Annotated in this window: 22 protein-coding genes and 1 other RNA gene; 3 read left to right on the forward strand and 20 right to left on the reverse strand. The window is 36.1% G+C overall.

The window, feature by feature from the left end; translation table 11 throughout:
• Positions 1-47 precede the first annotated feature (47 nt).
• The 4 genes from DQM45_RS07980 to DQM45_RS07995 form a co-directional block, all read right to left on the reverse strand.
• Positions 48-2,432 (reverse strand): primosomal protein N', encoded by a 2,385-nt coding sequence (locus DQM45_RS07980; protein WP_003083504.1) that lies wholly within the window; start codon positions 2,430-2,432, stop codon positions 48-50.
• A 62-nt stretch (positions 2,433-2,494) separates the two neighbouring features.
• Positions 2,495-2,812 (reverse strand): DNA-directed RNA polymerase subunit omega, encoded by a 318-nt coding sequence (rpoZ, locus tag DQM45_RS07985; RefSeq protein ID WP_003085678.1) that lies wholly within the window; start codon positions 2,810-2,812, stop codon positions 2,495-2,497.
• 23 nt (positions 2,813-2,835) lie between these two features.
• Complete coding sequence (gmk, locus tag DQM45_RS07990) at positions 2,836-3,462, reverse strand: guanylate kinase (RefSeq protein WP_003083873.1); 627 nt, start codon at positions 3,460-3,462, stop codon at positions 2,836-2,838.
• A gap of 115 nt (positions 3,463-3,577) precedes the next feature.
• A complete protein-coding gene (locus DQM45_RS07995; protein WP_003085955.1) occupies positions 3,578-5,185 on the reverse strand; it encodes a ribonuclease Y in 1,608 nt (535 codons plus the stop codon).
• Between the two features lie 155 nt (positions 5,186-5,340).
• Here DQM45_RS07995 and DQM45_RS08000 point away from each other — a divergent pair, with 155 nt between their 5' ends.
• Entirely contained in the window at positions 5,341-5,823 is a 483-nt protein-coding gene (locus DQM45_RS08000) for an S-ribosylhomocysteine lyase (RefSeq protein ID WP_003085120.1), read from the forward strand.
• A 618-nt stretch (positions 5,824-6,441) separates the two neighbouring features.
• On the opposite strand, the gene DQM45_RS08005 is transcribed toward DQM45_RS08000, so the two are convergent.
• The 5 genes from DQM45_RS08005 to DQM45_RS08025 form a co-directional block, all read right to left on the reverse strand.
• On the reverse strand, positions 6,442-7,941 hold the full coding sequence (locus tag DQM45_RS08005) for a cell division site-positioning protein MapZ family protein (protein ID WP_003083310.1): 1,500 nt from the start codon (positions 7,939-7,941) through the stop codon (positions 6,442-6,444).
• Positions 7,942-7,946: 5 nt separating this feature from the next.
• Positions 7,947-9,107: a THUMP domain-containing class I SAM-dependent RNA methyltransferase gene (locus DQM45_RS08010; protein WP_003083533.1), complete on the reverse strand. Its 1,161-nt coding sequence runs from the start codon at positions 9,105-9,107 to the stop codon at positions 7,947-7,949.
• Positions 9,108-9,169: 62 nt separating this feature from the next.
• Positions 9,170-9,533: RNase P RNA component class B (gene rnpB / locus DQM45_RS08015), an RNA gene on the reverse strand.
• A gap of 14 nt (positions 9,534-9,547) precedes the next feature.
• Complete coding sequence (gene gpsB / locus DQM45_RS08020; protein ID WP_003083662.1) at positions 9,548-9,871, reverse strand: cell division regulator GpsB; 324 nt, start codon at positions 9,869-9,871, stop codon at positions 9,548-9,550.
• Between the two features lie 118 nt (positions 9,872-9,989).
• On the reverse strand, positions 9,990-10,508 hold the full coding sequence (locus DQM45_RS08025; protein ID WP_003082993.1) for a DUF1273 domain-containing protein: 519 nt from the start codon (positions 10,506-10,508) through the stop codon (positions 9,990-9,992).
• A 77-nt stretch (positions 10,509-10,585) separates the two neighbouring features.
• Between DQM45_RS08025 and recU the strand changes: the two genes are divergently transcribed.
• Both recU and pbp1a read left to right on the forward strand, forming a co-directional pair.
• Entirely contained in the window at positions 10,586-11,188 is a 603-nt protein-coding gene (recU, locus tag DQM45_RS08030) for a Holliday junction resolvase RecU (protein WP_003085019.1), read from the forward strand.
• The gene (gene pbp1a, locus DQM45_RS08035; protein WP_003084561.1) at positions 11,181-13,400 is read left to right on the forward strand and encodes a penicillin-binding protein PBP1A; all 2,220 of its coding nucleotides are present in this window, start codon (positions 11,181-11,183) and stop codon (positions 13,398-13,400) included. Before recU ends, pbp1a begins: the two co-directional genes overlap by 8 nt.
• A gap of 458 nt (positions 13,401-13,858) precedes the next feature.
• On the opposite strand, the gene pepC is transcribed toward pbp1a, so the two are convergent.
• From pepC to mraY, 11 genes are all read right to left on the reverse strand, one after another.
• The gene (pepC, locus tag DQM45_RS08040; protein ID WP_039984634.1) at positions 13,859-15,193 is read right to left on the reverse strand and encodes an aminopeptidase C; all 1,335 of its coding nucleotides are present in this window, start codon (positions 15,191-15,193) and stop codon (positions 13,859-13,861) included.
• Between the two features lie 133 nt (positions 15,194-15,326).
• The gene (nadE, locus tag DQM45_RS08045) at positions 15,327-16,151 is read right to left on the reverse strand and encodes an ammonia-dependent NAD(+) synthetase (protein ID WP_003085776.1); all 825 of its coding nucleotides are present in this window, start codon (positions 16,149-16,151) and stop codon (positions 15,327-15,329) included.
• Entirely contained in the window at positions 16,135-17,607 is a 1,473-nt protein-coding gene (locus DQM45_RS08050) for a nicotinate phosphoribosyltransferase (protein WP_003084191.1), read from the reverse strand. The genes nadE and DQM45_RS08050 overlap by 17 nt, the downstream gene beginning before the upstream one ends.
• Before the next feature lie 137 nt (positions 17,608-17,744).
• Entirely contained in the window at positions 17,745-19,127 is a 1,383-nt protein-coding gene (locus DQM45_RS08055) for an amino acid permease (protein WP_003084917.1), read from the reverse strand.
• 118 nt (positions 19,128-19,245) lie between these two features.
• Positions 19,246-20,160 carry a thioredoxin-disulfide reductase gene (gene trxB, locus DQM45_RS08060; RefSeq protein WP_003083368.1) on the reverse strand — a complete coding sequence of 305 codons (915 nt, stop codon included), beginning with the start codon at positions 20,158-20,160 and terminating at the stop codon, positions 19,246-19,248.
• Between the two features lie 61 nt (positions 20,161-20,221).
• Positions 20,222-20,446 carry a DUF4059 family protein gene (locus DQM45_RS08065; protein ID WP_003084533.1) on the reverse strand — a complete coding sequence of 75 codons (225 nt, stop codon included), beginning with the start codon at positions 20,444-20,446 and terminating at the stop codon, positions 20,222-20,224.
• 101 nt (positions 20,447-20,547) lie between these two features.
• On the reverse strand, positions 20,548-21,291 hold the full coding sequence (locus DQM45_RS08070) for an amino acid ABC transporter ATP-binding protein (RefSeq protein WP_003083240.1): 744 nt from the start codon (positions 21,289-21,291) through the stop codon (positions 20,548-20,550).
• On the reverse strand, positions 21,291-22,094 hold the full coding sequence (locus DQM45_RS08075) for an amino acid ABC transporter permease (protein WP_003084865.1): 804 nt from the start codon (positions 22,092-22,094) through the stop codon (positions 21,291-21,293). The genes DQM45_RS08070 and DQM45_RS08075 overlap by 1 nt, the downstream gene beginning before the upstream one ends.
• Before the next feature lie 129 nt (positions 22,095-22,223).
• Entirely contained in the window at positions 22,224-23,054 is an 831-nt protein-coding gene (locus DQM45_RS08080) for a transporter substrate-binding domain-containing protein (RefSeq protein WP_039984914.1), read from the reverse strand.
• 132 nt (positions 23,055-23,186) lie between these two features.
• Positions 23,187-24,530 (reverse strand): DEAD/DEAH box helicase, encoded by a 1,344-nt coding sequence (locus tag DQM45_RS08085; RefSeq protein WP_003085786.1) that lies wholly within the window; start codon positions 24,528-24,530, stop codon positions 23,187-23,189.
• 81 nt (positions 24,531-24,611) lie between these two features.
• On the reverse strand, positions 24,612-25,619 hold the full coding sequence (gene mraY, locus DQM45_RS08090; protein ID WP_003082818.1) for a phospho-N-acetylmuramoyl-pentapeptide-transferase: 1,008 nt from the start codon (positions 25,617-25,619) through the stop codon (positions 24,612-24,614).
• Position 25,620 lies beyond the last annotated feature (1 nt).

Below are 25,620 nucleotides of genomic sequence, written 5' to 3' on the forward strand. Positions count from 1 at the left end.
TTTCCCATCATTATATCATAATTGATAAGACACTTCTCAATACTGGTCTACATAAAGTTTTGCGGTTCATGATCAATAACGACTTTTAATTCACGTTGTTCTTTGTGTTGTGTCCAATCTAAAATATGGTTTAAAGTGTCTTCTAATTTTTCTTCAAAGCGATATTTGAGGATGATCTGATAGTGAAAGAGATTGTGCGTCCTCGCAATAGGCTTAGGTGTCGGCCCTAAAATTTTCACATTAGAAGTCAACCCTTCTCTTAACATCGTCATAACTTGATAAGCTTTCTTAATCACTTCTTGTTCATCTTGATGAGACATAATAAGACCAACTGTAAAATAATAAGGCGGGTAGGCCATTTTTTGTCTCATTTTCATCTCATAGGCATAAAAGGCTTCATAATCTTGTGATTTAGCTAATTGAATAGCATAGTGATTAGGGTTATAAGTTTGGATGAGAACTTCACCTGTCTTTTCAGCACGACCAGCACGACCAGATACTTGTGTCAACAATTGAAATGTTCTTTCTGAAGAGCGAAAATCGGGTAAATTAAGAGAAGTATCTGCGTTTAGCACACCAACAAGGGTCACATTTGGAAAATCAAGTCCCTTAGCAATCATTTGAGTTCCCAATAAGATATCCGCTTCTTGCCGACCAAAAGCTGAAAGGAGTTTTTCGTGACTTCCTTTTTTACGAGTAGTATCAACATCCATTCTTAGTATTCGTGCTTCTGGTAAGACTTGTAATAACTCATCGTAGGCTTTTTGTGTTCCCGTTCCGTAGTAACGAATACTTGAACTCTGACAGTTTGGGCAGGTTTTAGGAATTGCTTTTTGAAAACCACAATAATGGCAGTTCATAGACTTAGTATCCATGTGTAAGGTCAGAGAAATATCACAGTTTGGACAAGTATCTACATAACCACAGTCACGACACATGATAAAACTAGAATAACCACGACGATTTAACATGAGGACAACTTGTTCTTTTTTAGACAAACGATCTTTAATTTTATCAATCAAGTAGGGAGTAAAATTACTCACATCTTGTTTGCCAATATAATCTCGAAAATCAACAATTTCCACTTGAGGGATTTGTGCATGGGGATTCGCCCTTTGAGTTAACTCTATGAAGTGATAGACACCCTTGGTCGCACGAGCTCGGCTCTCAATACTAGGTGTAGCAGAACCCAACACTAATACAGCGTGATGGGTTTGTGCACGTAACAAAGCAACATCACGAGCATGATAGCGCGGATTAGATTCCTGCTTATAAGAAGATTCATGTTCTTCATCAATAATAATAGCACCGATATTTTCTAGTGGAGCAAAAATAGCAGACCTTGCTCCTACAACTACTTTAGCCTGTCCATTTTTAATTTTTTGCCACTCATCAAACTTTTCACCATCAGATAAACCCGAATGCATTATAGCTACTAACTTACCGAAACGTGAAATAAATCGGCTTGTCATTTGAGGAGTTAATGAAATTTCTGGAACCAAGACAATTGCCGTCTTTCCCAATTTTAAAACGTACTCAATCAGATGCAAGTAAACTTCTGTCTTTCCAGAGCCAGTTATCCCTTCTAATAAAAAAGGTTTATTATCCTGGCCAATAGCTGCAGCCATTTCTGTCACTGCGTGTGCTTGTTGACTATTAAGCATTAGAAATTGGCTACTCTCCACTGCTTCAAAATAAGCATCACTTCGATTGATTTGGACCTCATAGACTTTTAGCAATTGATGCTCGACAAAATAGGTGACAATATCCCGAGAAAAGGAGTTTTGCAAAGTTTTAAGCCTACCATTTTCTGGATGCTCTATTAAAAAATTTTGTAGAGCTTGACGCTTTTTAGCTCTGTTAGAAATAACATGTCTTTGCAAAGCTTCTAAGTCAGTCTGATACCACTTTTCCTTCTTGATTTTCTTACGGTCCTGAGCTAAGTAGGTCAGTTTTATTTTTCCTAATTTTATCAGAGATAAACTCATTTTTTCCTGTTCCTGACTAAGTTGCGAAGCCAGCACCTTAGTCTTTCCAGCAAAAATAAAAGCTTTTTCTTTTTCTGAAATCTTCTCTGTCGGAACTAGTTCCTTATCATAATGGGAATTTAAGAGATTAGGAATCATGGCCTTTAAGAGACTAATCTTGTATGAAAAGACTGTCTCGCGCATAGCGTCAGCTAAAGCCAGCTGTTCTGAGTTCAAGACTGGCTCAGCATCTAGTAAGGAAACGATGCTTTTTAAATCCGTTTTTTCTTCTTTTGTAAATCCAACAACAAACCCTTGCACCAATCGACTCCCTCGGCCGAAGGGAACATGAACCCTTGATCCAAGAGCTACTAACCCTTGTAATTCCTCTGGAATTCTATACGTAAATGGCTTATCCGTTTGCATTAAAGGGATATCAACAATAATTTGAGCCAATTTTTGCATTCTAGCGCCTTTCCGTTATCCTAATACTATATAAAATATGAAAAAATCTAAGATTTTTAACCTTAGATTCTTTCACCTTCTTCTTCTTTTTCTTTTGCAATTTGTTCTTTAATTTTACGTTCTTCTTCTTCTCTAGCAAGACGATCAGCCTCAATTTTAGCTCTTACGGCTGCTCGTTTCGCAGATGGATCTGGATGAATAACAACATTTCCAGATTCAATTTCTTCTAATGCCTGTAAAGTTGATTTGACTGATTTAAAAGATTGAGTAGCTTTTGCACCTGCTTCTAATTCATGTGCTCTTTTAGCTTGCAAAATAACAAGGGAATATTTTGAAGGTACTTTGTCTAGTAAAGTATCAATCGAAGGTTTTAACATCATGTTTATAATCTCTTTTCTATATCTTAACGGATAACTTTTGTTTCAGCTATCATTTTATCGTATCGGCCAATGACTCGCTCTACACGAAAATGTTCAGTTTCAATAATTCGTTTCACACGTTCGGCTGCGAGTGGAACATAATCATTAACAACAGCATAATCATACTCACGCATTAATGAGATTTCTTCCTTTGCTTTCTCAATTCTTTGCGCAATAACTTCTTGACTATCTGTTCCTCGGCCGACCAAACGATCTTGTAATTCAGCTAAATCAGGTGGCGTCAAGAAAATAAAAACACCATCTGGCACTTTTGATTTTACTTGTAAAGCTCCTTGAACTTCAATTTCAAGGAAAACATCAATTCCTTTGTCCAATGTTTCATTAACATAAGTTAAAGGAGTTCCATAGTAATTACCAACATACTCAGCATATTCTAGCATTTGACCATTTTTTATAAGTTCTTCAAATTCTTCACGTGTACGGAAGAAATAATCAACGCCATCAACTTCACCTGGTCTTTGTGGACGAGTTGTCATTGAAACCGAATATTCAAACTTATGATCCGGTGTCGAGAAAATCTCCTGTCTAACCGTCCCCTTACCTACTCCAGATGGTCCTGAAAAGACGATCAACAAACCACGTTCAGACATTCTATTCTCCTTAAATATTGCTTTTTAATAGTTTAACAAAATAGCCTTCTTTTTTCAAGGCAATTATCATTATATATCCTTATAAAAAGCAAAAAAGAGGAAGATCCTCTTTTTACTATTTAGCATAATCAATAGCTCGCATTTCACGAATAACTGTAACCTTAATATTTCCTGGGTAGTCTAAGTTATTTTCAATCTTCTCACGAACTTTATGAGATAAAATTACCACTTCATCGTCTGAAACTTTTTCCGGTTGAACCATTATACGAATTTCACGACCAGCTTGTAAGGCAAAACTATTTTGAACACCTTCAAAGCTAGTAGCAATTTCTTCTAAATCTCGCAGGCGTTTAATGTAATTTTCCATTGACTCGTTACGAGCTCCTGGACGCGCTGAACTCAGTGCATCTGCGGCGGCAACAATGACTGCAATGACAGATTCCGGCTCAACATCACCATGGTGACTGGCAATAGTGTTGACAACAACTGGATGCTCTTTGTATTTCCGAGCAAATTCCATTCCAATCTCAACATGGCTGCCTTCCACCTCACGGTCAATGGCTTTACCCATATCGTGTAAGAATCCTGCTCTACGCGCCAATGCAACATTTTCACCAAGTTCACCAGCCAAAATACCAGCTAGTTTACCAACCTCTACCGAATGACGTAAAACATTTTGCCCATAAGAGGTTCTAAATTGTAAGCGTCCCATAATTTTAATTAAATCTGGGTGAAGGTTTGGAGCCCCAATTTCATAAGCTGCTGCTTCACCGTACTCACGAATACGATTATCCATTTCAAGTCGATTTTTTTCAACTAGCTCTTCAATGCGAGCTGGATGAATACGGCCATCAGAAATCAATGATTCCAGGGTCATCCTAGCAATTTCTCGACGGATTGGATCAAAACCAGAAAGGACAACAACTTCTGGAGTATCATCAATAATGACATCAATACCAGTTAAACTTTCAAGCGTTCGAATATTCCGCCCCTCACGACCAATGATACGTCCCTTCATATTGTCATCAGGTAAATGAACGCTTGTAATTGTTTGTTCTGTTACGTACTCGCCTGCCATACGTTGCATGGCTTGGGCTAATAAATCTTTTGCTGTCTTATCTGTTTTATCTTTAATTTCACGCTCTGCTTCACGAATCCGAGTTGCAATTTCATGAGACAAATTATTCTCTGTCTCCATCAAGATAACTTCACGTGCTTCTGCAATTGTCATAGCTCCAACACGTTGTAATTCAGCTTTTTTTTCTTCTTCTAATTTTTCAACTTCTGCTTGGCGCTCATCAATATGTTTAGATTTATCGGTCAGACTTTGTTCTTTACTATCAAGAACCTTTTCTTTACTTGATAAATTATCATCTTTTCGGTCAAGAGAAAAGGCACGCTCCGTAAGTCGTGTTTCTAGCTGTTTTAACTCTTGTCTTTCAGATTTAAATTCTTGTTCAATTTCTTCACGATATTTTCTTGCCTCTTCTTTTGCTTCTAAAAGTAATTCTTTACGATTAGCCTTGCTTTCACGCTCTGCTGATTTTCGAATATGATCGGCCTCGGCTTCAGCCTTACCTCTAATATTTACAGCATCTTGCTCAGCATTTAAAAGAGTCAAATCCGCATTTTCTTTCGCTGCTTTTAATTTCAATGAAATTAATGCGTAACCTATTATCAAACCAATGAGGGCACAAACAATTAATAAAACAATATTAATCATCTTTATACCTCAATTTTTATTAGATTTCATTTATAGAAAGCCATAATTAATTTTATCATAAAAAGTACTTTTATACAATTTAAATAAGTCTGAAAACTTTATAAAGATAAAAGATTTTGTGGTATTATAGTAATAAAAATACAGAGGAGATTTTTATGGTAAAAGAAGTTATTGTCGAGAGTTTTGAACTAGATCACACTATTGTAAAAGCCCCTTACGTTCGTTTAATTTCTGAAGAATATGGACCTAAAGGAGATATTATTACCAATTTTGACATTCGTCTCGTACAACCAAATCATAATTCAATTGAAACAGCTGGACTTCATACCATTGAACACTTACTAGCTAAACTAATTCGCCAACGGATAGATGGTATGATTGATTGTTCACCATTTGGCTGTCGTACAGGTTTTCACTTGATTATGTGGGGACAACCAACCGCCAACGATATTGCTTTAGTGATTAAATCATCTTTAGAAGAAATTGCTCAAGGGATTACTTGGGAGGATGTCCCTGGTACCACAATTGAATCTTGTGGTAATTACAAAGACCACAGTTTATTCGCTGCTAAAGAATGGGCAAAGTTAATTTTAGCTCAAGGAATTTCTGACGATGCATTTGAGCGTCACCTTGTTTAACAGTACAAAAACTAGAAGTTTCTCTACATAGAAACTTCTAGTTTTTTCGTGGCATAGCGGTTGCTAAGTTTATTGCCCTAGCCATTATTCTCAGCAATCATCTGGTATTCCTTTTCAAATTGCTTGACGGATAAAATCTTATGACTAGCTGCGTCAAAATAGTCGTTAGGATAGTCACTCTAGTACATATGATAATCAGAAAAATTAGCACCTGCTACCGGACTATTTGAACCAATTTTCAGACTATTTTTAAGTTTTGAGTTAAGTAACCACTAAAAAATGGACATCATTATCAATGCCCTATTTACCCCATCAACACTGAACTCCTTCCTTAGAAACTTACCATATGCCAACCAATTGTTTTTTTAAGTTTTCATAGTATCATAACTCTATGTCATAATGATTCCTTCGTCCTAAAGTATATATCAAATTATCTTTTAATTCTTCGAACTGATTCTCTATTTGGGACTAACTAATATCAGTCTGTTTTAAACAACAAATTTCAAGTTTGGCTTTATAATTTAATATCACACAAAAAGCACCCCAATCATTAGATTTTTGTCTAATTTTTGAAGTGCAGTTCATAATATAAGTTTTTCTGCCGAGGGTAAAAGCTTGTTAATAATCTAAAGCATCCGCATGGCCACTAGCATTACCAACAAAATAACCTGTCTTACAATTAATGGAAAACAGGTATGTTCCATCCGATTTGAACATGTTATAGTAGCCGTTGCCATTAATGATGTTGACTGGTTCTATATAGTAATTATTACCAGAAAAATAACCACGCGCTTGAGAAGTAGCAATTATTTTTTCTAACACACCTGGATTAAAAGCCCAAGAAGGATTATTACTATCAGCTATCGCTGCATTATTATAAGGAACACGCGAACGATCCCTCTGAAGTCCAGGAATATTAGCTAGAGAGGCACTAGGATAGGTAACCGCTGGCCCTTGTGCTGACAGATTCGGTGCAGAGCCTCCGACTGCATTAGCACCTGCTGGGACACTATTTTCAGTTCCAGCTGCTTGTCCTGAGTTATTACCCACGGAGGCTTTCGCTTCAGCTTCTTTAGCTGCTTTTTCTTTTTCAGCTGCGGCCTTATCCTCAACTTGCTTACGACCGTCAGCGATTGCTGACTGTAATAATTTATCTAAAGAGGCATTACCTGTTTTTAAAATATCGCCTTTGATGTCATCAAAATTAGCAGCTGTTTTAATGGTGGCAGAAACTTTTGCGCCATCTTTAATAGCTTCTGTTGAAAACTTGGCATTGACCGCTTGGATAGCATCAATTTGTTTTTTCAGTAGATCAAATTTACCTTTTGCCTCTTCATAATAAGCAGTATCTTTTAGTTTTTCTAACTTCTTAGCTAAGTCATCAATTTTTGAAAATTGACTATTTTTAAGCTTGGTCATTTCGGCATCCATATAGAAAGCTTTCAGCTCATTGTTAAAGGCCTTGTTATCGGATTTGACTTTTTGAGCAACTGTTTCTTTAGTACTAGATTGCTGACTGGTCGAATGTCCTGAAGTTTGGGATGATTTTTGTCCTTTAAATATATTGAGACCTAATACTAAGCCCGCAACTACAAGAAGCAGAGCTAACAGAATTCCTATCAGTTTCTTTTTAGAAGCATTTTGTCGGCTGGTTTCATCGTTGAAATATTCAGGAACATCTCGTTCGCTTGATGCAACAATATTTTCAGTTGAACTAGGGACAATCAGAGGAGTTGGTTCAAAAGGGCTACTGTTATCCTCTTTTTCTGGAACTACAATTTCCTTTTGGGGAACTTCTTTTTGGGAATTTTCATTAGGCTCATCGAGGTCGATTAAACCTGATTGTGCTAATTCTTCTCTTTGCTTTTTAATGAAGTTATCTAAGGTTTCAGTATCTAAATCATCCAATTCTGATAGTTTTGTATCAAATTTTTGAGATGCAACTTCTTCGCGATGTTGTTTTATGTATTTGTCTAAAACACTGTCTTCGTCAGTGACACCAGCTTTTATTTCAGAATCTTTACGCACTGCTTCACCGACAGTCATATTTTTTGCTTGGTCAATATCTAAGGTTTGACCATCTTTTTCAATATCCTTAGTATACTTTTCGTCTGCCAATTTTCTTACCTCACGATTTGACTTCTTTTCACACGTTCACCAAAAAATTGATAAAGTTCAACTTTCATGGTGCCGTTATAAAGTTTTCTTTTTTTATCTGCTTGATGGCCATATTTCTTTTCAAAACCCTCATCACTTGTCAAAATAAATTTACTCCAAGTTTTCAGAGGTTGGAAGGTTTGACCCATTTCATTATACAAAATGTCTACAGCTTTGTCATCAAGCAACCGTTCACCATAAGGAGGGTTAGAAATAATAACTCCATTAATTTTATCTGTTCTAAAATCTTGTAATCGCATTTGTTTAAAAATTATAACATCAGCTAAACCAGCTTCTTCCGCATTCTTTTTAGCAATTTCAATCATGCGACCATCAATATCAAAACCAGAAATATCTAATTTAGCATCATAGTTAGCAGCAGCTTCTGCTTGATTACGTACTTCTTCCACAATAGCTTGATTTACCCAATTCCACTCTTCAAAGGCAAAGGAACGGTTAAAGCCTGGGGCAATGTTCATGCCAATCAAAGCTGCTTCAATACAAAAAGTTCCAGACCCGCAAGTTGGATCAACCAACGGCTTATCAGGATACCAGTTGCTGAGCTGTAATATCGCCGCAGCCATATTTTCTTTAATTGGTGCTCCGCCTTTACCTACACGGTAGCCTCGTTTGAAAAGGCTAGTCCCACTGGTATCGATCATTATAGTTGCTATGTCCTTTAGAATGGATACTTCTATTTTGAACTCAGATCCAATTTCTTGAAGTGGTACTCCCTCCGGACGGTGATAGTACTTTTGTAACTTCTTAACTATAGCTTTTTTAGTAATCGCTTGAACACTCGGCTCGTTATGCAATTTCGACTTGACACATTTTGCTTTTGCAATTGGAAACTTTGCCCCTAGTGGTAAATAATTTTCCCAATCAAGAGCGTTAACTCCTTGAAATAATTCTTCAAATGTTCTTGCAGAAAATTGTCCCACAATAATTTTGATTCGATCAGCCGCTCGCAACCAAAGATTGGTTTTTGCAATTGCTTCTATATCTCCTTCAAAATAAACCTTGCCATTATCAATTTGACAATCAAATCCTAAGGACTTGACTTCCTTTCCTACAACAGACTCAAAACCAGCTGCCACTGTTGCCACTAACTTAAAATGTTCTTTCATATCAATCTTTCTCTTTAATTAAATAAAAGCTAGCAAGTGCTAGCTTAACCTATTATGCAATTTTCTATAAGCCATGTTTTGTTCCAGAAATAACTAGGTATTACTTCTTTCGATAATCATCTGTCTACTGTAAACAGTCAGGATAGAAGGTTCGTTTCCCGTCTATCCCATGCCCCGACCAAAGTTTGGGTTGCTAGCTTGAGGGGTTTACCGCGTTCCATTTTCTACGTTTCCATAGAAACTGCGTCACTGTGGCACTTTCAGAAATACTCAGGCATATCATTCGACTTAGCCTTTTTTTCCGCCGTAATGTCAAAGACATTCCTAGGCTTATTTTTTCGCCTAGCACAAACACTACTGGCATCACAGCCAGTGCTAGCATGGACTTTCCTCATAACCTAAAAAGCTACGCGATTATCCAAAAATTGCACATCTATTATTTATTCACTAATTTGTTTACCAAAAACTTCTTTTTCTAAGCGACTAATCCTCTTTAAAATATCAAAATTAGTTGCTGTTTGGGTTACACGCGTTGGTTGGCCCATTGCATGACGCTCCTCTGCGAATGCGGTCCCTCTATGAGCACTTTCTTTTTTTAGTCGCTCTATTTCAGATTTTAACTTTTCAATTTCAGCTATATAAGTCTCGTAATCCTTAATCACATTATCTAAAAATTCATCAACTTCTTTTTTGTCAAAACCACGCATACTAGTTTTGAATTCTTGTTCAAAAATATCCTTTGGACTATAAATAATACTTGTCATTCTCTTATCTCCGACCGGTAGTTCTATATTGATATCTCTTTTCCAATATCATAATTTATGATACAGAAAAAAAAGATAAAAAGCAAGCATTAAAAATAGGGGCAATATTAAGTTGTCCCTACTCTTCTTCTATTATTTCATTTAAACGATCAAATGTTAAAAAACGCAAACTATAATGTGAGTTTTTTTCTAATTGTGTTACAAAATACTTAAGATTTGTTTCATTTTCACTATCATAAAAAAGATAAGCTCCATCAGTATTATCTATCAGAAATTGATTGTATTGCTTGAATTGTACTGGGGATTGATAGTCTGGAAAGCAATATTTGATAAAATCGACCTCTTTAAAAAGCTTGAGCTTCTCTTGATTTTGTTCGTTCCAATGAGAACCATGTGTTTCAAAATCAAACAAGGTAGCTATTTTTATTGGGTAGCTTTTCTTCATAACCTTTAAAACTTCTAAGGCCCATACTTCAAAGCCTAGACTTCCTGTCAGAATAAACCAGTCTGCCCCATCTTCAATAAGGCGAATAAGGTCTTTTTTTAGGGCTTTTTTAATAATTCCAATTCGCTCATCTTTATCCCTGAATATTCCTAGTTCAAAACTCTTGTAACCAGTTACGAGAATCGCAGTCATATTGTGTTTTCCTTTCAAAAAATATGTTATAATAAAAATGCTTAAATTTTTCATTAAGTGAACACCTTAGGAGAACAATGGTTAATTATCCTCATCAACTTAAAGGAAAACGAAGAGACCCTGTCCGATTAAAAACGAATAAATCAAAGGTTGACTTCGCTAATCGTGGAATGTCATTTGAGGCTGCTATTAATGCTACCAATGACTTCTATCTTTCGCGCCATATTGCAGTCATCCATAAAAAACCGACACCTATTCAAATCGTAAAAGTCGACTATCCTCAAAGAAGTCGAGCTAAAATTGTTGAAGCTTATTTTCGTCAAGCCTCAACAACAGATTACTGTGGGGTTTATAAAGGTTACTACCTTGATTTCGAAGCTAAAGAAACACGTCAAAAAACTGCTATGCCTATGAAAAACTTTCATTCGCATCAGATTGAGCACATGGCTTCCGTTTTAGAACAAAAGGGTATTTGTTTTGTCCTTTTACACTTTAGTACTTTGAAAGAGACCTATTATCTACCAGCGAGGTCATTGATTGATTTTTATCAAATTGATAAAGGTAGTAAATCAATGCCACTTGATTATATCAGAAAAAATGGTTATGAGATAATAATAGGAGCTTTTCCACAAGTACCTTATTTAGATATTATAGAACAAAATTTTTTAGGCGGTGATTAGTATCAAAAATCCACAAATTCAAAAAATTCTAAAGTATGCTCTTGCAGCTATTCTTAGTCTTATAATTTTTATAATCGTCATTGGCGGGCTACTTTTTGCTTTTTACATTTCAACTGCTCCAAAACTTTCTGAAACAGCCCTAAAATCAACCAACTCTAGTCTTGTTTATGATGGTCATAATAAGCTCATCGCCGATCTAGGTTCTGAAAAAAGGGAAAATGTGACCGCAGATAGCATTCCTCTTAACTTAGTAAATGCTATTACGTCAATTGAGGACAAACGATTCTTTAATCACCGTGGTGTTGACTTGTACCGTATTATTGGCGCAGCCTTCCATAATCTAACAAGTGCTAGCACACAAGGAGGATCAACACTAGATCAACAATTAATTAAACTAGCCTACTTCTCAACAGATGAGAAAGATCAGACCCTAAAACGTAAGGCTCAAGAAGTATGGCTGGCCTTACAGATGGAACGCAAATACACCAAGCAAGAAATCTTAACTTTTTATATTAATAAGGTCTATATGGGTAACGGAAACTATGGCATGCTAACTGCTGCCAAAGCCTATTACGAAAAAGATTTAAAAGACTTATCTTTTGCGCAATTGGCCCTCCTAGCTGGAATTCCACAAGCTCCTACACAATATGACCCATATCTCAACCCCGATGCAGCAACCCATCGTCGTAACATTGTACTCCAACAAATGCTTTCTGAGAAGAATCTATCTAAAGCTGAATATGACAAAGCTGTTGCTACACCTGTTACAGATGGCTTGAAACCATTGAAGAAAACTTCAAGTTACCCTAAATATATGGATAACTACCTTAAAGAAGTCATTAGCCAAGTTAAATCAGAAACCAAAAAAGATATCTTTACCTCTGGACTAAAAGTTTATACTAATCTCCTGCCAGATGCTCAAAAACGACTTTATGATATCTACAACTCACCTGATTATGTTAATTATCCTGACGATAAATTTCAAGTCGCATCAACTATTGTTGATGTAACTAACGGTCATGTTGTAGCACAACTAGGAGGCCGTAATCAAAATGAAAATGTTTCATTTGGTACAAACCAAGCTGTCCTAACTGATCGTGACTGGGGATCAACCATGAAGCCCATCTCAGCGTATGCTCCTGCTATTGAGAGTGGAGCTTACAATTCAACTGCTCAATCAACCAACGACTCAGTCTATTATTGGCCTGGTACAAATACCCAGCTTTACGACTGGGATCGTAGATATAATGGTTGGATGACGATTCAAACTGCTATTATGCAATCTCGAAATGTTCCTGCTGTCAGAGCTCTAGAAGCAGCTGGTCTAACCTATGCCAAAAATTTCCTGACTAATCTTGGTATTGACTATCCAGAAATGAATTATTCAAATGCTATTTCAAGTAATAACAGCAGTTCTGATAGTCGCTACGGAGCAAGTAGTGAAAAAATGGCCGCTGCCTATGCTGCTTTTGCTAATGGTGGTGAATATTATAAACCACAATATGTTAATAAAATCGTGTTTAATGATGGCACATCAAAGGTTATCGAAAATAAAGGTAAGCGGGCTATGAAGGAAACCACCGCTTACATGATGACCGACATGTTGAAAACCGTCTTGACCTACGGTACAGGTACTGATGCTCAAATTCCTGGAGTTATTCAAGCCGGAAAAACAGGAACCTCTAATTACACCGACGAAGAATTAGCAAAAATTTCTGCTGAATCCGGACTCTATCCTGAATATGTAGGAACAATGGCACCTGACGAAAACTTTGTCGGCTTTACCAACAAATACGCTATGGCAGTTTGGACAGGTTATCGTAGTCGTTTAACACCAATCTATGGCGATGCTCTATCAATAGCCTCTCGTGTTTACCGTAGTATGATGTCCTATCTAACAGATGGTTACAGTGAAGACTGGGTCATGCCAAGTGGTTTATATCGCAGTGGTGGTATGCTTTATCTTTCTGGTGGAACTTATACCAGCGGGAATACCACTAGTTCTGTTTATAATAATATTTATAGTGGTTCTAGTTCATCAAGTAGTAGTACAAGTGACACTAGCAATAGCTCAAGCCAAGCTAGCGATAATAAAAGTTCAACAACAAATGATGAAAGCTCTAACTCTTCTTCTACCTCTGCTTCTACTGAAACAGGAAACGGTAATGGCAATCGCAATGGAAACGGTAATAATCATTCTCCAAATAATTAATTATTATTAAAAGAGTTAACCATTTCAAACCACAGATCAGCTTCCATTATGAAGTTGGTCTTTTTTAGATTCTTTATTTGATACCAAAAAAGCAAACAAATTACTATTTTTTAAAGTAAAAGCTATTATTGCAAATGTTTGTAATTCTTAATCATGTTTTTTAATCTGTTCATAGAGCTAAAAAATAGAAAGAGGCCTCTTATGAAAAAAAGAAGAAAAAGACTATCAGTTATCATGCTTTTTGGGTACTTATAGTTTTAGAGCTATGTCTTTGAAAGTACTACTACTTACCAATAAAACTTCAGAAGTAACATGGGTAATTAAAAAAGCAATAGTAACATATACTATTGCTCTTTAGATTCTCTAAAAGAATTTTAAGCCATATGAATTTATTAAGACTGATAAATACATTTAAGTCTATCTTCCTTCTAAGTAATTCTTAAGACCATAACCCTTTCTTAATTGGCAAGAGCTCCCATTGGGTCCCAAGGAGCTAATATTTCTGGCTCTGCTTGATAGGCTTTCAATTCCTCTTCGCTTAGTAGACTTTTTCTAACCACAATTTGATAGGTGTATTGATCCATCCAAGCATCAGAAGCTACAAAATAGCCCTTATCCCCTACATCTTCACCCCAAGAATTCTCTACCTTCCATTTAAGAGGTGTACCCTTAGCATCTAAGTCAACACCAGTCAAGACCATAGCATGAGTCATAAGACTTTCACTGTAATCCAAACGCCCTGCCTTGTTTTGACTCAATGTGACATCCATACTAGCTTCGAAATCATAGGTATTTGTAGCTAAAATACCTTTTTTACGGTCAGACATCTGGCCAACATCTGAACCAAACCAGACAGTTTCACCCGCCTGCATTTGTTTGATAGCCAATTCTTTCAAACGATTTATGTCCACATTAAGATAACGAACCTCTCGACTACCAACTACATTTCCAAGCATCTCTACTGTATATGATTTGCCAAAAGGTTTATCAGCTGTAGGAGCATTAATAACAGAAACATAATCAGACAAATTTAAGCCGATATATTTTTGATAAAATTCCAAAGGTGTGATATCTTTCTCAGAATGATATCCATTTTCTTTGTCACGATAGGCAAAATCGAAAGTTTTTGGGGGTAACCCTAAGTTCATAGCCAGAAAATTAAATATCTCCTGCAACAATACTTCTTTCTTAGTTTGAATTGCCTGAGCATCCAATCCCGAATTGATGCATTCACGCAAAATCTGGGCATCCTGACGCAATAATTTATTGAGAATATCATTCAACTCCTTACTATTGCTAGACGAAACAGATTCCGGATAAACAGTCTTTGGTACCACACCATATTTTTCAAAAAGAGCAACAACCATGTCCCACTGTCCACCATCTTGTTGAGGAACATCTAAAAGGAACTTAACCTTTCGACTAGATAATTCTTGGTCTGCTGTTGCAATCACTTGTTCCATAAACCAGTTTGCTTTTTCGTACTTATCCCAGAAAAAGGTATGAGCTTGTGATAACTCAAAATTTTCTAACTTAAAATTACTTATTAATTGGTGACGAAAAGTGTTTAAAGCAGCAAACATCCAGCAACGGCCAGAAGCTTTTTGGTTTGAAACAAGATCTTTAGTTAAGTCAATTGAAAAAACAAAATCATTGTCAACTTCACTTTGTCGAGTCTTAAGTGATTTTAAAAGTCCATTGTTAGTGATGGCGTTTTCAATTGCTCTATATTTAGGATTATTGAGATAGTTTTTATAAACTTCCTCTGTAAATGAATCAGAAATTCTTGACATAACATCCTCCATTTTTTTATTATCTTCTATTATAGACTTATTTTTCTTTTCTTCAACAAAAAAGTTAGGCTAACCTAACTTTTTTGTTTTTATTAACTTACACGATGGATCAAACCTAAGGAACAGAAGGTCATTATTTCCAAAAGTCATCAAAGATAGTAATTGGGAGATGTCGTTTGTGAAGGCCTTTATACCACCAAGTTTCAATTTTCTCCTTCGCTTGATCTGATACTTCTTTACCTTCTAAATAATCATCAATATCCTTATAAGTTACACCCAAAGCCACTTCATCTGCAATTCCCGGTTTATTTTCTTCTAGGTCAGCTGTTGGAATCTTTTCATAGAGACTAGCACTTGCTCCTAGTTCTTTTAACAAGGCCTTTCCTTGTCTTTTATTAAGCCTGAATAGTGGTAAAATATCTGCCCCACCATCACCAAATTTTGTAAAAAATCCCGTAATATTTTCAGCAGCATGGTCGGTACCAATAACTGCTCCATTCAGTTGACCTGCCACTGCATATTGGCTAACCATGCGCTGACGAGCTTTGATATTCCCTTTATTAAAGTCTGAAATTTCTATACCTGTAGCTTCCAAAGCTGAAACTTGACCGTCCACAGCTTGTTTAATATTTATGGTCAAGGTTTTATCTGGTCTGATAAAAGCCAAAGCCTTTTGAGCATCAGCTTCGTCAGCTTGAACACCATATGGAAGTCTGATAGCAATGAATTGATAGTCCTTTCGTCCAGTTTCCATTCGTAATTCCTCAATTGCCATCTGCGCCAAACGACCAGCTAAAGTAGAATCTTGTCCCCCAGAGATGCCCAACACCAATGTTTTTAAAAAGCTATGCTTAGTAAGATAGGCTTTTAGAAAATCAATTGAACGACGAATTTCTTCTTTGGCATCAATATGTGGTTTCACGCCCAATTCATTGATAATATCATTTTGCAAGGTCATGAGATTCTCCTTCCATCAAGGTCTCTTGTCTAATCTTTGAGATAACAGTCATCTTGTTTTCCCATACATCTTTAGCTAAATCAACTGGGTAATCTTGTGGATTCAAAACACGTTTATACTCATCCCATAATTTATCAAATTCTTGACGTGCATAAGCCTGAATTGTTTGGAGGTCTGGTAAATCATAAACACGTTTACCTTGGTCAAAAATATCAACTAACAAAGGAACTGCCTCGAAATTTTTGACTGTCTTCTTAATATAAGTATAGGTAGGGTGGAACATTTCAATGTGATCTAACTTATTAACATCAACATCTGTGAAGGTAATATAGTCTCCTTCAGATTTACCTTTATCTAAACTAGTTATCCGCCATACTTGTTTTTTACCCGGAGTTGATACTTTTTCTGCATTATTAGATAATTTAATAGTGTCTTTCATTTGACCAGCATCATTCTCAATCGAAACCATCTTATAAACCGCACCCAAGGCTGGCTGATCATATGCCGTAATCAATTTAGTACCGACACCCCAAACATCAATTTTTGCCTTCTGCATTTTTAAATTTAGAATAGTATTTTCATCCAAGTCATTTGATGCATAGATCTTTGCATCTGGGAATCCTGCTTCATCTAGTTGCTGACGGACCTTTTTTGACAGATAAGCCAAGTCCCCCGAATCTAAACGAACACCAAGAAAATTTATAGAATCTCCCAATTCTTTAGCTACTCTAATTGCATTTGGGACACCTATCTTAAGAGTATCATAGGTATCAACGAGAAATACACAGTCTTTATGCGTCTTTGCGTAAGCTTTAAAAGCATCATAATCATTACCATAAGCTTGTACTAAAGCATGCGCATGTGTTCCAGAAACGGGGATACCAAATACTTTTCCTGCTCTGACATTACTAGTCGCATTGGCTCCGCCTATAACAGCTGCACGAGTTCCCCAAAAGGCAGCATCTAACTCTTGAGCACGACGAGTTCCAAATTCTAACAATGGCTCATCTTCAATAACAGAACGAATACGAGCTGCTTTGGTAGCAATAAGAGTTTGAAAATTTATAATATTTAATAAAGCCGTTTCCACGAGCTGACACTGACCTAGAGGTCCTTCTACCTGAACGATGGGTTCATTGGCAAAAACCAAATTACCTTCTTTAGCAGAACGGACAGTTAGTTCTAATTTCAGGTTCTTTAAATAATCAAGAAACTCTCCATTATACCCCAACTCAGAAAGGTATGCTAAATCGCTCTTTGAAAAGGCTAAACTTTCAAGATACTCAACTAGCCTTTGTAAACCTGCAAAAATTGCATAACCATTCTCAAAAGGGTTCTTTCGGAAATAAACTTCAAAAACGGCTTTTTTATTGTGAATGCCTTGATCAAAATAAACTTGCATCATATTGATTTGATATAAATCCGTATGTAATATTAAACTATCATCTTTATACATGTCGTTGTCCTTTTTAAATTGTTGTTAATATTATAACACACTTTTGATTTTGTCTATTTATCCAGAAACTGGAAGAAAAAAGAGACAGCAAATGCTGTCTCTTAGAGAACGTCACACTTTAAATGTAAACCGTTAGCTTATTTTGTTTTGAATTTTAAATTACAGTAGAACCCAAAGAAAATAATCCAGATGCTTGCTCCCACTGCCCCGATGAAAGTTGATTCTTGAAGGAACAAGGAAACAAATACACAAGCAAAGAAAGCTAAGGTAATTGGTGTAGCCACTTTATACATTGGCATTAAGAAACCATCTGGCATAAAATCTGAAGACTGACGATATTTCCAGTGAGCTATCATTGTCAAAGCATAAATAGCAATGTAAACACCAGATGACGAAGCAGCAATCAAGGCAAAGGCGTCAGATATTCCTGGTAACACACTAATAATTGCAGAGACACCAACGACTGCTGCAGAACCAATGATTGCACGACTAGGGACACCCTGCCTTGAAAGACGGTTAAATTTTAATGCATCGGTAAATGGATTAGCATTTTCACAAGCCAACTGATATAAATGACGACCTGATGAGTACAATACTGAATTCAATGCAGATGCAGATGATGTTAGAACCACAAAATTAATTAATGCAGCTGCCCACTTAATACCTACAAGCTGAAATACCATAACAAAAGGTGACTTGTCGACTGGTAAATCTTTCCAAGGTAGGATAGCCATGATTGAGATTAAGGAACCCACATAAAAAATAATAATTCTTACTGGGATTTCTTGAATAGCTTTTGGCAAGACTTTTCGAGGGTTCTCTGTTTCAGAAGTCGTAACACCAACAAATTCAATAGCTTGATAAGCAAAGAAAACCATTTGGAATCCCATAAAGAATTTCAATGTCCCACGTGGAAAGAAAGAAAAATGATTAGTAATATTGGTAAAACTGGCTTGACCATGTGGTGTTTGGAAACCAGTAGCAATCATAAAACCAGCCGTTGCAATCAAGGCAATAATAGCTACAATTTTAATCATCGCAAACCAAAATTCTGTCTCACCAAAGATTTTAACAGCAATCAAATTAACTGAGGCCAAAACAGCTAAAGCCACTAATTGGATTAACCAAGAATGCCAATTTGGAAACCAATATTGAACATAAGAACCTAAGGCGGTAATATCAGCCATCCCAATAAAGATTAACGAAAGCCAATATGAAAGTCCTGAAAAATAACCCCAACCGGGCCCAATATATTTAGTGATAAAATTAATAAAGGTATGTTGATCAGGATCATAATAGAGCATCTCTCCGATTGCCCTCATCATCATAAACATGAATGCACCCGTTATCAAGTAAACGAGAACAATTGAGGGTCCTGTTAATGAAATAGCACGACCTGATCCCATAAATAAACCAGTACCAATTGTCCCAGCAATTGCAATCAATTGAACGTGGCGATTTTGTAATCCCCTGACCATTCCATTTTTAACTTCTTTGTCTTCTTTTGACAGTTGTGACATCATACACTCCATTCTTTAAAAAATATAATTATTATACCCTATTTTCAGAATATTTACAACATTGTCCATCTATAACTAAAGAAAAGAACTGGTCTTCTTTGACCAGTTCTTCTTGAGATTATTTCAAACTTTCTAAATAATGATAAACACCTTGCCCTGCTATTGCTCCCTCGCCTACAGCAGTAGTTATCTGGCGGAGGTCCTTTTGTCGCACATCACCGATTGCAAAAATACCAGATAGGCTTGTCCTCATATGATCATCCGTCACTACCCAACCTTCCTGATCACAAATCCCAAGATCTTCGACCATACTTGTCACAGGTAGCATTCCTACATAAATGAAAACCCCTCCAAAAGCATGATCACTTATTTCATTTGTTTTTAGATTCTTTATTAAAACATTTGAAACCTTAATATTATCACCCTGAATCTCCTCAACAACAGAATCCCAAATGAATGAAATTTTTTCATTAGCAAACGCACGTTCTTGAAGAATCTTTTGTGCTCTTAGTTGATCACGTCGATGAACAATGGTCACACTCTTAGCAAATTGAGTTAAATAAATAGCTTCCTCAACAGCAGAATCCCCTCCACCAACAACTAATAAGTCTTGATTTCGGAAAAAAGCTCCATCACAAACTGCACAATAAGATACTCCTCGACTGGTAAAGGCTTCTTCTCCCTTAACATTTAAGAGACGATACTTAGCTCCAGTTGCTAAAATAACAGATTTAGCATCAAACTGATTGTCCTCGGTACTGACACGTTTGAAATCACCCATGTCTTCTACCTTCTGAACAATACCGTAAATGTGTTCAACATCAAATTTTTCTAATGGTTCAAACATTTTCATGGATAATTCTGGTCCAGAAATATTGTCGTAGCCAGGATAGTTTTCAATTTCAGATGTATTATTCATTTGACCGCCCGGAGCACCCTGTTCAATAATTCCAACCTTCAGGTTACTTCTGGCTGCATATAAAGCTGCTGTCATACCAGCAGGGCCTGATCCAATAATGAGTGTATCGTACATCTTTCTCTCCTTTGTTTATTCCTAGTAACATATTAACAAGCAGTCTCTATTTTGGCAATTATTACGATTTTAAGACCAGTAAGATACTCATAACTGCAAATGACAAAATGGGTACTAAGAGTATTGCTATCATTAAGATATCATAAAGAAAAGCCTGTCTCTCAACAGCAGTTTTATCTTTTCTAGATCGGGCACGTAACAAAATCCATAGCAAACAAATCACTAATACTAGGACCAAGGCAATCACCAAACCTTGCAAATAAAGACTAAACAATTCTAATAACATCATATTATCCATTTCATATCTATCAATTTTTCTAATGTATCAGTTACACAAGAAAAGCCCAGATTATTCCTGGACCTTTCTATTATAACAAAAGTCTAAATTTAAATATAGGATTTGGAGAATTTGTTGAAAAATTCTTTTGTTCTAGCTTCTTTAGGATGCTTGAATAATTCTTTGGGATTTCCAGATTCTAAAATCTTACCGTTATCTAAAAAGAGAACCTTGTCTGCTACTTGTGATACAAAATCCATATCATGGCTGACTAGCACCATGGTTTGTCCCGACCTAGCTGCCTGAACAATTGACTTTTCAACCTCTCCTACCAACTCTGGATCTAGGGCTGAAGTAGGCTCATCCAATAATAATACATCAGGCTTCATGGCTAGTGCTCGTGCTATGGCAACCCGTTGCTTTTGACCACCTGATAAATGTCTTGGATAATGATTCTCACGATCAGCTAAGCCTACTTTTCTCAGTTCTTCCTTAGCTATAGCTGTCGCTTCTTTATCTGAGAGTTTTTTGACAACGATAAGACCTTCCTTGACATTTTCTAAAGCTGTGCGGCGCTCAAAAAGATTAAATTGTTGGAAAACCATGGCTAATTTTCGTCGAAGAATAAGCACTTCCTCTTTGGTGATAGTTTCAAAATTAACCTTAAAACCATCAATCTGAATCATTCCCTTATCTGGTTTTTCTAAATAATTCATACTCCGTAAAAAAGTTGATTTCCCAGCTCCAGATGCTCCTACAAGGGCAATAACTTGTCCCTTCTCAATGTCCAAGTTTAAATCATCTAAAACTTTTTGGCCAGAAAAATATTTACTTAAATGACTTATTTTTATCATTAGCGTAAGTCCCCCATTTCTTTCTCTGACACTCTAATTGGTTCTGTAATCGTCATTGATTTCTCAATCAAATTACCTAGCTGTTCAATAAGAAAACTGATAAACCAGTAAACTAAAGCAACCGAAATATATCTTTCAAAGTAGCGGTAATCTGCACCACCCAGAATTTGAGCTTGGGCAAACATTTCAACAATACCAGCATTGAAAGCTAAAGAAGTACCTTTAGTCAATCCTATCAAACCATTTATTAATGTTGGTGTCGCTACAACTGCCGCATTTGGAATAATGACGCGTTTATAAACCTGCACTGGAGTCATACCTAAGCTTCTTGCAGCCTCAATTTCACCATTGTCTACAGATTGAATCGCAGCACGAATCGTTTCACTAGCGTAGGCTGCCTCATTAAAGGCAAATGCTGTAATGGCAAATATAGAGGCAGGAATAGCATTAATATTCCAATGCAAGCCATACCTTACATTAAGGAATTTTAAAAAGAGCGGAATCCCATAATAGGTTAGCATCAATTGAACCAAAATAGGTGTTCCTCTTAAGAAACTAACAAATATAGCTTGGATAGGATATAAAACTTTTGTTCGATTAATTTTAACCAAGGCAAAAAGTAAGGCTAATAAAAGTCCAAATATTGCCCCAGCTACTGTCAATCCTATCGTCAAAGGTAAACGTTCAATAATATCTGGCAAAGCATCAAAAACAGCTCGCCAACTAAAAAGTTTTCCTTCTGGAATATGTTTGATTAATTGGTCAAACCAAGACCAACTACTTGCTACGATGACTACCATCATTTCCCCTTTTTCCTATCGATATCTTCTAAGTTTAGCACGCTAGGCAAGCACTGTAAAATAGAAAGTCTTAATTATGGCAATAGAAAAAGTCTATCACTCTTGTAATAGACTTTTGATTATTATTAAATATTACTTTAATGAAGAAACAAAGTCACCTTCAAAGAATTTTTGACTCAATTGCTTCAATTGTCCCGATTTTTTTAGTTTTCCTAATCCTTTATTGACATAGCTCTGCAATTCTTTTCCCTTAGCATCATCAGAAAAAATAAAATATTCTAAACCGTCTTTTTCATCTCCAACTTTTTCTGTCAGTTTAGTGATTTTGAGGTCATATCCTTGTTCCTTAATAGCTGTTTTTAAAGAAATAGCATCATAGAATAAGAAATCTAGCTGACCATTTTCAAGCATCTGGAGTCTTTGTGTAAATGGTGTAGATCCTGAGGCATAAGTGATTTCAATTGGTTTTTTCTTAGGATGCTTTTTGTTCCATTTTTCTAAAACCTGCATATAGTTAGCCCCCGACATTCCTTGTGTTTTCTTACCAGATAAGTCTGCCAGTTGTTTATAACCTTTATTACCTTTAGTTGCCAAAGCGTAGTTGGATTTGGAAATAGCTTTTGAAAAGAGATACTTTTGTGCTCTTTCTGCACTGTAACCATAATCATTTGCTGCAATCTGGTAGCGACCTGCATCAATTCCTGATAAAATCGAAGGAAAAGCAACCGTCTCAAATTTTAATTCATACTGCTTAGAATTCTTAAAAATAGCTTTTAAGACTTGAATATCGTAACCTGTCAAGGTTTTCCCATCTTTATAAGTAAAAGGCTTGGTAGCAGCATCTGTCGCAACGGTAATGACCTCTTTATCTTTTGCCGAAACCTCAGTCGCTATCCCTAAAGTCATAAAAACTAGACTAGCAAAAAGCAATAAGCTTATAAATGAAATGTTTTTCTTTGCCATCATTTTATCTCCCCATTTATTATACACTTAGTCTAACAAAAGTCTTTCTTTTTGAAAAATAGTAATATCCTATCAAGACATTAGGAATTTTATATAACAAAAAAATACCAGTGCAAACCTGGTATTTTTTAATTAAAAACTTTGTTTCTTAGCTTTACGCTCTGCGCGACCACGTGCTTTACCCTCAGCTCGGCGTTCTTTACGACGTTTTTCGTCCACAACCCATTGGATTTTTTTCTTATAGCCAGGTTTAACTTTTTTCTTCTTCTTTTTAACAAGGCCAATCATTTCCGTATCTAATTTTTGATAGGATTTTTCACGATTATAACGACGATCGCGATCATATGTATCTCTAAATTCGCCATTTTTTAGCATTTTAGGGATAAAACTGATACCCATTTTTTCTAATTCTCGAATATCTGAATCATCACTTGGTTGATATAGGGTAATTGCTGTGCCCGAAAGGCCATTACGTCCAGTCCGACCCACACGATGTACAAAGAAAGATAAGTCTTGTGGGATAGCATCATTAATAACATGACTAACACCTTCAATATCAATACCACGCGCAGCTAAATCAGTCGCAACAATGTATTCAAAATCTAATTTTTTAACTTGATTCATAATACGTTTACGTTCTCGTGGGGGAACACCACCATGAATCTTTGCAACTTTTAATCCATTAGCAACTAAAAAGCTGTGCAGATCGTCTGCTCTTTCTTTTGTGTTAACAAAAATCATTGCTAGATATGGTTGTATATTTTTTAAAATTTCTAAAATGTGACCATTTTTATCCCGACCTTTAGTTGAGACTAACCAATTATCAATGTTATCAGCGATAACAGTTTCTGTCTTGATTTGTTCAATTAGGGGATTTCTCAAATATTTTTTTAAGAATGGTTGTAATTTTTGTGGAATAGTTGCCGAAAAAACTAAGATTTGAACTTCTTTAGATAAAGATGATGCAATCTTATCAACGGTATCCAAAAACCCCATATCCATGGTCATATCTGCTTCATCAACTACAAAGGTACTTGCTTTATGAATAGCTAAATCACCAGATTTAACTAAATCATAAATACGGCCTGGTGTTCCAACAACAATGTGAGGTTGCGACCCTTTTAACTTTTCAATTTGACGTAACTTGTCTGTTCCACCAACATAGTTAACTAGTCGGATTTCTTTTTGGCTATGATTAGCAATCTGTTTTGCAGCTTCAAATATCTGAGTAGCTAATTCTCGACTTGGAGCTGTGATGAGAACTTGAACATCTCTACTATTTTCATCTAACTTTTCAAAAATTGGCAACAAGAATGTGTGAGTTTTGCCCGACCCTGTTTTCGATTCACCAACTAAATCTCTGCCAGAATTGACAATCGGTATGAGTTTTTTTTGCACTTCAGTAGGCTCTTTGAAGTTAATTTCCTCAAGTGCTTTCTGAATGTAATGTTTAAAATTATAATCTTTAAATGACATAGTTACCCCTTTTTCCCCTCATATTATAACATGATTATTCTAGACAAGCAAAATGCAGTGCAAGGCACTGCATCATGACTTTTATAGATATAGAATTATTAGGACAAGGAGACTAGCTAAAAGGCCAATAAGCCATAAGAAAGCGTCTACTTTCCATTCAGACCAGCGCTCTCCTTTTCCTGTTAAGCCACCTAATTCAAGATGGTGATGGAAAGGTGTCATTCTAAAGATTCGACGACCTTCACCATATTTTTTTTTCGTGTATTTAAAATAGGACACTTGCAATATGACAGAACTTGTTTCAAAAACATAGACAATTCCAATAATAAGTAAAGTCCATTCTTGGCGTAAAGCAATTGAAATTGTTGCCAACATCGCACCTAGAGCAAGACTTCCAACATCACCCATGAAAACCTTGGCAGGCTTATGATTATAGATAAAGAAGCCAAACAAGGCACCAATCATGATAACAATTAATAGAAGCACATCAAATTGTTCTTGAACAAAAGCAATAATCCCATAAGTCGCTAAACTTATAACTACGGAAATTGAAGCCAGGCCATCGATTCCGTCAGTTAAATTGACAGCATTGGAGAAACCAACAATCCAAAATAAAACAAAAAGCAAGTAAACAAACCCTAAATGGATATGATATCCTAAAACATTGATTGAATCAATACCACTTGGTGCTACATGGAGAAAGTAAAAGATTAAACCACCAATGATTTGAAGTGCCATTTTTTGTTTAGCAGTTAATCCCTCATTAATTTGCTTAAAAATTTTCAAAAAATCATCAAGAAAGCCTATGAAACCATAGATTAAAATAACAGCTAAAATGCCTGAAATCAAACCTAGATGCATCCACTCTTTAAAAAGACTGAAGCTAAAAACTAGAGACAATAGACTTGCTACTAGAAGAAACACTGTCCCCCCCATAGTAGGGGTACCCGCTTTAGCTAAATGTTGTTTAACATCTTCATGCATTTGTTGCCCACCAATTTTTTTCTTTTGATAGAATTTTATAAAAAATGGCATGGTGAGAGCAGTTAATATCAATGATATTATTCCTGCTGTAATTGTTAAAAACATG

The organism is Streptococcus porcinus (assembly GCF_900475415.1).
GTDB lineage: Bacteria > Bacillota > Bacilli > Lactobacillales > Streptococcaceae > Streptococcus > Streptococcus porcinus.